A 7,810-nucleotide genomic window follows, 5' to 3' on the forward strand; every position below is an offset into this window, starting at 1 on the left:
GCTTTTTCATGGCCTCACCCTCACTGTCGCTGGCCTCTTAGAATGCCACCGTGGCGCCTCGACGCCTCGGTGAGGGTGAGTCCATCCAATTACAGCGTGCCCCTATGGTCCCTGCCATCCCCAAGAGCGTGGCCTACGGCATGACTGTAGGAGCGGGCCCTGCCCGCGATTCGCGCGCAGGGCGCGCTCCTACAAGGGAGCACGTGGTCGACGCCGCGCAGGACTCCGTCCGCGATAATCCTGCCCCGCACCCAAGGCTCCCCGCCTTGCCACATCCCCACAGCTACAGTAGCCTGTCCCGCCTAATCATCCGATGATTGGATGTCTATATGGCCAATCCCCTCAAGCGCTCCCTGGTCGACATCGCCCTGGAGCAGATCCGCCAACGCATCGACAGCGGCGCCTGGGCCCTCGGCCAGCGCCTGCCGCCGGAGCCGGAGCTGGCGGAAATCCTCGGCATGAGCCGCAACACCGTGCGCGAGGCGGTACGCGTGCTGACCTTCTCCGGCGTGCTGGAAGTGCGCCAGGGCGACGGCACCTACGTGCGCGCCTGCGCCGACCCGCTGGACACCATGCTGGCCCTGGCCCGCGGCTCCATCGAGCAGGCCCTGGAGGCGCGCGGGGTGATCGAGGTCGAGGCCGCGCGCCTGGCCGCCCTGCGCCGCAGCGACGCCGACCTGGCCGCCCTGCGCCAGGCCCTGGCGCTCAGCGCCCGGCACCATGGCGGCGACCTGGAGGCCTACGTCGAGCATGACCTGGCCTTCCACCAGCGCGTGGTGGACAGCGCCCACAACCCGCTGCTGAGCGAGCTGTACCGCTACTTCTCGCGGGTGATCCGCGCCGGCCTGCAGCGCACCATCAGCGAACCCGGCCGCCCGCAGCCGCCCTTCGAACTGCACCAGCGCCTGCTGGACGCCCTGGAGCGCCAGGACGCCGAGGCGGCCGTCGCCGCCAACCGCGCGCTGCTGATCTGACCTCCCTTCCCACTGCCTTGCGATAGCTGCCATGTCCCAACGACACCACGCCGACGAACTGCTGATCGACGCCGAGATCGACGAAGTCCCCGCCCCCGCGCCCGCCCCGGTGCGGCCCTGGCTGCTGTTGCTCGGCCTGGTGCTGGTGGCGCTGAACCTGCGCCCGGCGCTGTCGAGCCTGGCGCCGCTGCTGAACATGGTGCGCGAGCACACCGGCCTGTCGGCCGCCGCCGCGGGCCTGCTGACCACCCTGCCGGTGCTCTGCCTGGGCCTGTTCGCCCCGCTGGCGCCCCGCCTGGCGCGGCGCCTGGGTGCCGAGCGGGCGGTGCTGGCGATCCTCCTGCTGCTGGCCGCCGGCATCGTCCTGCGCAGCCTGTTCCCGATCGCCGGGCTGTTCCTCGGCAGCCTGGTGGCCGGCGCCAGCATCGGCGTCATCGGCGTGCTGCTGCCGGGCATCGTCAAGCGCGACTTCCCGCACATCGCCGGGACCATGACCGGCGTCTACACCATGGCCCTGTGCCTGGGCGCGGCGTTGGCCGCCGGGGCCAGCGTGCCCCTGGCCGGGCTGTTCGGCGGCAGCTGGCAGCCGGCCCTGGCCGCCTGGGCCCTGCCGGCGGTGCTCGCCGCGCTGGTCTGGCTGCCGCAGACGCGCCAGGTCCACCACGCCCACCGCCAGGCGTTCCAGGTCAAGGGCCTGTGGCGCGACCCGCTGGCCTGGCAGGTGACCCTGTACATGGGCCTGCAGTCGTCGCTGGCGTACATCGTGTTCGGCTGGCTGCCGTCGATCCTCATCGACCGCGGCCTGAGCCCGACGGCCGCCGGGCTGATGATGTCCGGCTCGGTGATGGTGCAGCTGCTCAGCGCCCTGGGCGCCCCCTGGTTCGGCACCCGCGGCCGCGACCAGCGCCTGGTGGTGTTCCTGGTCCTGGCGCTGACCCTCGCCGGCCTGCTCGGCCTGCTCTACGCGTCCACCGGCAGCCTGTGGCTGTGGGCGGTGGTGCTCGGCCTGGGCCAGGGCGGCACCTTCAGCATCGGCCTGGCGCTGATCGTGCTGCGCTCGCCCGACGCCCACGTCGCCTCGCACCTGTCCGGCATGGCCCAGGGCGTGGGCTACACCCTGGCCGCCCTGGGGCCCTTCCTGGTCGGCCTGGTGCACGACCTGAGCGACGGCTGGGACGCGGTGGGCGCCATCTTCGTGGCGATCAGCCTGGGCGCGCTGATCGCCGGCCTCGGCGCCGGCCGCGACCGAATGGTGGGCGTACGCAGCGAGGCGCTCCAGTAACGGCGCGTCCCCGTAGGGCGCATAACGCCTAAGGCGTTATCCGCCGTCGTCGCCGGGTTCCGCGCATGGGCCAGCGGCGGATAACCGCGAACGGTTATTCGCCCTACGGTTCTGTAGGAGCGCGCCCTGCGCACGAAACCGGCCTAGGGCGCCTTGTCCCCCGGCCCGCCCGGCGGCAGGGCGCCGCGCTTGGGGCTCTCGATCCAGTCGTTGACCAGGTTGTAGACCACCGCCAGCAGCACCGGGCCGAGGAACAGGCCGATGAAGCCGAAGCTGAGCAGCCCGCCGAGCACCCCGAGCAGCACCACCACCAGCGGCAGGTTGCCGCCGCGGCTGATCAGATAGGGCTTGAGGATGTTGTCCACGCCGCTGATGACGAAGAAGCCCCAGATGCCCAGGAACACCCCGTAGCCGTACTCGCCCTGGAAGAACAGCCAGACGGTGGCCGGGCCCCAGACCAGTGGCGGGACCATCAGCAGGCTGCAGACGAAGGTCAGCAGGCCGAGCAGGATCGGCCCGGGCACCCCGGCGATGCTGAAGCCGACGAAGGCCAGCACCGCCTGGGCCGCCGCGGTGCCTATCACGCCGTTGACCACCCGCTGCACGGTACCGGCGATCAGCTCCATGTAGTGTTCGGCGCGCGGGCCGATCAGGCGTTCCAGCATCTGGTAGGCGAAGGCCTCCAGGCGCTTGCCGTCGCGGTAGAAGAAGAAGATCAGCACCAGGCTCAGGACCAGCTCGAAGATGCCCCCGGCCAGCTTGGCCGAGCGCGCCAGCAGCCAGTTGCCCACCTCGCCCATGTAGGGCTTGAGCGCGGAGAAGATGGCCACCCCCTGCTGGTCGATGGAGTACCACCAGCCGATCAGCCGGTCGCCGATCAGCGGCGTGCGCGCCAGCCAGCTCGGCGGCGGCGGCAGCCCGGAGACCTGGAGGTTCTTCACCAGCTCGACGCCGGCGCGCAGCTTGTCCGCCAGGCCGAAGCCCAGGCCCAGCAGCGGCACCGCCACCAGGATGATCCAGAAGGCGGTCAGCACGCCCGCCGCCAGGGCCTCGCGGCCACCCAGCAGGCGCGTCAGCAGGCGCATCAGCGGCCAGCTGGCGAAGGCCAGCACGGCGGCCCAGAACAATGCCGTCCAGAACGGCGCCAGCACCCACAGGGTGGCGGCCAGCAGGACCACCAGGAGGATGCGCAACAGCAGGTTATCGAACATCGGGGCCGGACTCCTTCTCGGTACGGCGACGGCAGCCGGGCGCTCGTTGCGTCCAGCTTCAGCGTAGGCGAATCAGCGCAGCCAGGTCAGGTGCAGCCCGTCCCCTTCGCCGCCGCCCAGCTCCAGGCGGGCATCGCGCACGCCCTGTGCGGTGAGCGCGCTGCGCCAGTCGGCGGCATGGGCCCCGGCCAGCTCGACGCGCACGCCGGTGTCCTGGCGCAGGGTGCGCACCAGCAGGTCGAGCCAGGCGCCACCGGGTTCGGCGGGCACATGGCTGAGGGTCAGCTCGCCGTTGGCCTTGAGCAGGCGCATCAGGGTCGCGGCGCTGGGCAGCAGTTCGCCCAGTGCGCTGCCGGCGTCCAGCTGCTCGGCGTGCAGGTAGGCACGGCGGTTGCCACGGGTGATGGCGTAGACCGCCAGCAGGCTGTCCTGCTGCGGCGCGGCCAGGCGCACCAGCAGGTAGGCCTGCTGGTCGTCCGGGCCGTAGAGGCTGGATTTGCCGAACACGGCGTTGGCCAGCAGGCTGCTGGAGCCGCAGTCGCGGCCCTCGCACCAGAACAGCGGGGTGGCATCGGCCTTGAGCAGGTCCTTGCGCGCGGCGGCGAAGGCGTTGGCGCTGGAGTCCTCGTCGGGCAGGCGGTAGGTCAGCGCGGTGAGCTGGCCGAGGGCGCGCACCTCGCCTTCCATGCGCAGGCGCCCGCTGATGCGGCTGATCGGCCCCAGCGGGTAGACCCGCTCGGTACCGGGGGCGCTGCTGAAGTCGACGATTTCCGCCCTCGGGAAACGGGGCAGCAGGCTCAGGTCGTGGCTGTCGGGAACGTCGGCGGCGAAGACGCTGGCCGCGAACAGCGTGCCCACCAGGGGCAGCAGGAAGAAGCGAGGCATGTCAGGCGTCGCACCTCCGTTGCGCACGCTGCGGGGCGTGCGCGCCCGGGCCGCTGGAATCCTTGGGGCCGCCCGGCGTGGCGGTGGCGAAGAGCTGAATCATGCAGAATCTCCCGACTGCGATCCATGCAGCGTCGTGGCAAGCCCAGCTTTAGTCAAGCGGGGTGCGGCAACGGGGTGTTTCCCCCGCGGCTACACGTCCAGGAACGGCTGGAAGATCGCCGCCACCGCCTGCGCGCCTCCTTCGTCGTCCAGGTGCAGGTGATGGCCGCCGGACAACTCGTGGATTGCGAAGGGGCGCCCGTCGAGCAACTGGCGGATGCCCGGCTCGGCGGCGAGCATGCCGCCCCGGGCCAGCACCAGGCTGACCGGGCACTGCACGGCCTGGACGAAGCTCGCGGCGTGGGCACGGGTGAAACGCAGCGGCGAGGGCAGCGTCAGGCGCGCGTCGCTGCGCCAGGTGAAGCCGCCGGGCACCGGCATCAGCCCGCGCCGGGCCAGCAGTTCGGCGGCCTCGCGGCTGACCGCGCCGACGCCCTTCATGCGTGCCTCCACCGCGCGGTCGATGGCTTCGTACACCGGCTTGCGCTTGTTCGGCAGCGCCAGTTGCGCCTTCAGTGCCTCGCCCAGCTTGGCCGGCGCAGTGTCGGCTTCGCCGGTGTAGGGCACCAGGCCGTCGATCAGCGCCAGGCGCTCGATGCGCTCGGGCATGGCGCCGGCCAGCAGCACCGAGACGATGGCGCCCATGGAGTGCCCGAGCAGCGAGAAGCGCTCCCAGCCCAGTTGCTCGGCCACCGCCAGCACGTCGTAGGCGTAGTCCCACAGCAGGTAGCTGGCCCCGGCGGCGCGGTGCGCCGAGTGGCCATGGCCGGCGAAGTCCAGGGCGACGATGCGCAGCCCGTCCAGCTTCGGCGCCAGGCGCGCGAAGCTCATGGCGTTGTCCAGCCAGCCGTGCAGGGCCAGCACCGGCTTGCCGTCCTCGGGGCCGAACAGATGCGCGGCCAGCTCGATGTGCGGAAGGTTCAGGCGGATCTCTTCGACCTGGGCGCTCATGGGCGGGCATTCTCCTGTTCGGCGCGGCGCTGCCAGCGCTCGACGACCTGCTTGATCAGTTCGGCCGTGTCGCGCGGGCGCTCCAGCGGGAACATGTGCCCGCCGGGCAGCGACAGGGATTCGCCCCAGGGCGCGCGACGCACCGCGCGGGCATGGTGCGGCAGCACCACCCGGCTGTGGCGGCCGCGCACCAGCGCCAGCGGCACCGCCAGGCGCCGCGGGCTGCCCGGCGCGGCGTGGGGCACGTTGCGGTAGATGCTGATCTCGGTGGCCGGGTCGAACTTCAGGCGCAGGCCCTGGCCGCTGGCGGCCAGGCCGTGGCGCACGTAGTCCGCCAGGCAATCCGGGTCGAAGCGGCGGAACAGCGACTTGCCGCCGAAGTAGCGCAGCGCCTCGTCGAAGTCGGCGAAGTCCTCGCGCCGCCCCAGGGTGCGCCCGGCCGGGGTGATGCGGTCGATGAAGCCGAAGCGCTTGGCGGCGCGGATCACCCACTGGTCGGCGAAGGTCAGCGTCGGCGAGTCGAGCATCAGCACGCCGCGGTACAGCTCCGGGCGGCGCAGCGCCGCATGGTAGTGCAGCAGGCCGCCGAGGGAATGGCCGACGCCCCACACCGGCGCGCCCTGCGCTTCCAGGTGGAACAGCAGCTCGTCCACCAGGTTCGCCCAGTTGGCGTTCACCGGAAAGCGCGGGTCGTGGCCGTGCATGTCCAGGTGGCGCACCTCGAATTCCGGCGCCAGGGCCTGGAACAGCTTGCCGTAGGTGGCCGAGGGGAAGCCGTTGGCGTGGGCGAAGAAAAGCGCTTGGGACATGCCGGTGACCGCGTACTGGAGACGGCAGGATTCTCCCCCAGGCGGCAGCGGGCGACAATGGCCGGGCCCACCGCCGGCCAGGGCAGTCCGGCCAAAAGCCAGGCCTCAGCGTTGACGCAGGCGCGCCGGCGGCAATCCGTAGGTGCGGCGGAACAGGCGGCTGAAGTGCGCCTGGTCGTAGAAGCCCAGGCTCAGCGCCACCTCGCTCAGCGGCTGGCCGGCGAGCACCCGCGGCAGGGCGCGCTCCAGGCGCAGCTGGGTCAGCCACTGGTGCGGCGGCAGCCCGCAGTGGTTGCGGAAGCGCCGCAGCACCTGCCAGGGGCTGAGGTCGCAGAAGGCCGCCAGTTCGTCCAGCGTCGGCGGGCTTTCCAGGCGCGACTCCAGCCACTCGCGCAGGCGCCGCCAGATCGCGGCGTCGAAGCCCTGGCGCGGCTCGCGGATGCGCAGGCTGGAAGCATGCCCGAGCAGCGTGGCCAGGCCCTGCCAGAGCCGGCCCTCCTGTTCCAGGCGCTCGCCCCCGGCCAGTACCTGGTGCAGGCCGTGCAGTTGCTGCCGCAGCTGTTCGTCGCGCACCTGGCTGGCCAGCAGCCGCGGCGTGCCCTGGCGGCCGTCGCTGAGGCTGCGCGCGGCCTGCTCCAGCCACTGCGGCTCGATGGACAGTACGCGGATGCGATAGCCGTCCTCCCCCTCGCTGGCGCCGTCGTGGATGCTTTCCGGGCTCATCAGCAGGATGTCGCCACCACCGGCCAGGCAGCGTTCGCCGGCGTGCACGTAGCGCTGGCGACCGTCGAGCATCAGTCCGATGTGGTAGTCCAGGTGGAAGTGCCGGGGGAAGGCGAAACGGTGGTACTCGGCGTCGATGTAACGCACGCCGGGCAGCCCGCTGCGGTGGTGTTCGATGCGTTCCATGGGCCTACTCTAGCGCCGCGGCGCGGGTAGGTCTTGGATAAAATTGCGGGCTGGGGAATCCCATGGGGACGAATCGCGGACGGAGTACGCCCAACGGATTTCCGATGGGGTTGAGGCGGAGGTTGGGGCTCTGCAAAGAGAGCCCTCTCCCCAGCCCTCTCCCTGAAGGGAGAGGGAGCTTGTCCGTGCCGAGAGAAAGCATGGTTTCAGCCGGAAGCTTTCGGCGTTGCCGGCTGACTCACGAATACCCAAGCACTCCGAACGGTCCCCTCTCCCTTCAGGGAGAGGGTTAGGGAGAGGGAGCGGAGTCGATTCAAAACACCGCAGCTGCCGGGAAACGCCATTCGCGAGCAAGCTCGCTCCTACGAAGAGCACGCCCGCTCTTGCTCTGGTTTTTTGGACTTCCAGAGAAACGTCCAAGCGCACCGGAACGCCCCTTCAGAAGGCCGAGCGAAACCGGCGCTCAGGAGGTCATGCGACATGGATGTCGCGAGAGCCCCGATGGGCTACAGGGACGTACCCTCGGGGCGGGCCTCCGTGGCGGGGGAATTCGTGAGGGTAGCCCGGCTTCATCGGGCCCGTATATCGGGGCATGTAGAGGACAAGCACATGGGTAACAAATGAGTTCAGTCACATGGGTGACACTCGCATCGTCAGGTATCGATCATTTCGCTCGTGTTCGTCCAG

General features: G+C 70.8%; 7 protein-coding genes. 2 read left to right on the plus strand and 5 right to left on the minus strand.

Annotation, left to right across the window (positions count from 1 at the left end; all coding sequences use genetic code 11):
- Window positions 1-329: 329 nt before the first annotated feature.
- Both CHC02_RS29600 and CHC02_RS29605 read left to right on the plus strand, forming a co-directional pair.
- Window positions 330-974 (plus strand): FadR/GntR family transcriptional regulator, encoded by a 645-nt coding sequence (locus CHC02_RS29600; protein WP_089394925.1) that lies wholly within the window; start codon window positions 330-332, stop codon window positions 972-974.
- A 31-nt stretch (window positions 975-1,005) separates the two neighbouring features.
- Complete coding sequence (locus CHC02_RS29605; RefSeq protein ID WP_089394926.1) at window positions 1,006-2,256, plus strand: CynX/NimT family MFS transporter; 1,251 nt, start codon at window positions 1,006-1,008, stop codon at window positions 2,254-2,256.
- 143 nt (window positions 2,257-2,399) lie between these two features.
- Here the strand turns inward: CHC02_RS29605 and CHC02_RS29610 are convergent, their stop codons facing one another.
- From CHC02_RS29610 to CHC02_RS29630, 5 genes are all read right to left on the minus strand, one after another.
- Entirely contained in the window at window positions 2,400-3,467 is a 1,068-nt protein-coding gene (locus CHC02_RS29610; protein ID WP_089394927.1) for an AI-2E family transporter, read from the minus strand.
- A 72-nt stretch (window positions 3,468-3,539) separates the two neighbouring features.
- Window positions 3,540-4,352: a DUF4892 domain-containing protein gene (locus CHC02_RS29615; RefSeq protein WP_089394928.1), complete on the minus strand. Its 813-nt coding sequence runs from the start codon at window positions 4,350-4,352 to the stop codon at window positions 3,540-3,542.
- Window positions 4,353-4,544: 192 nt separating this feature from the next.
- Window positions 4,545-5,405, minus strand: a complete 861-nt coding sequence (locus CHC02_RS29620; RefSeq protein ID WP_089394929.1) for an alpha/beta hydrolase — start codon at window positions 5,403-5,405, stop codon at window positions 4,545-4,547.
- Entirely contained in the window at window positions 5,402-6,214 is an 813-nt protein-coding gene (locus tag CHC02_RS29625; protein WP_089394930.1) for an alpha/beta fold hydrolase, read from the minus strand. The genes CHC02_RS29620 and CHC02_RS29625 overlap by 4 nt, the downstream gene beginning before the upstream one ends.
- Window positions 6,215-6,319: 105 nt before the next feature.
- A complete protein-coding gene (locus tag CHC02_RS29630; protein ID WP_089394931.1) occupies window positions 6,320-7,123 on the minus strand; it encodes an AraC family transcriptional regulator in 804 nt (267 codons plus the stop codon).
- Window positions 7,124-7,810 lie beyond the last annotated feature (687 nt).

It is taken from the genome of Pseudomonas delhiensis (assembly GCF_900187975.1).
GTDB lineage: Bacteria > Pseudomonadota > Gammaproteobacteria > Pseudomonadales > Pseudomonadaceae > Pseudomonas > Pseudomonas delhiensis.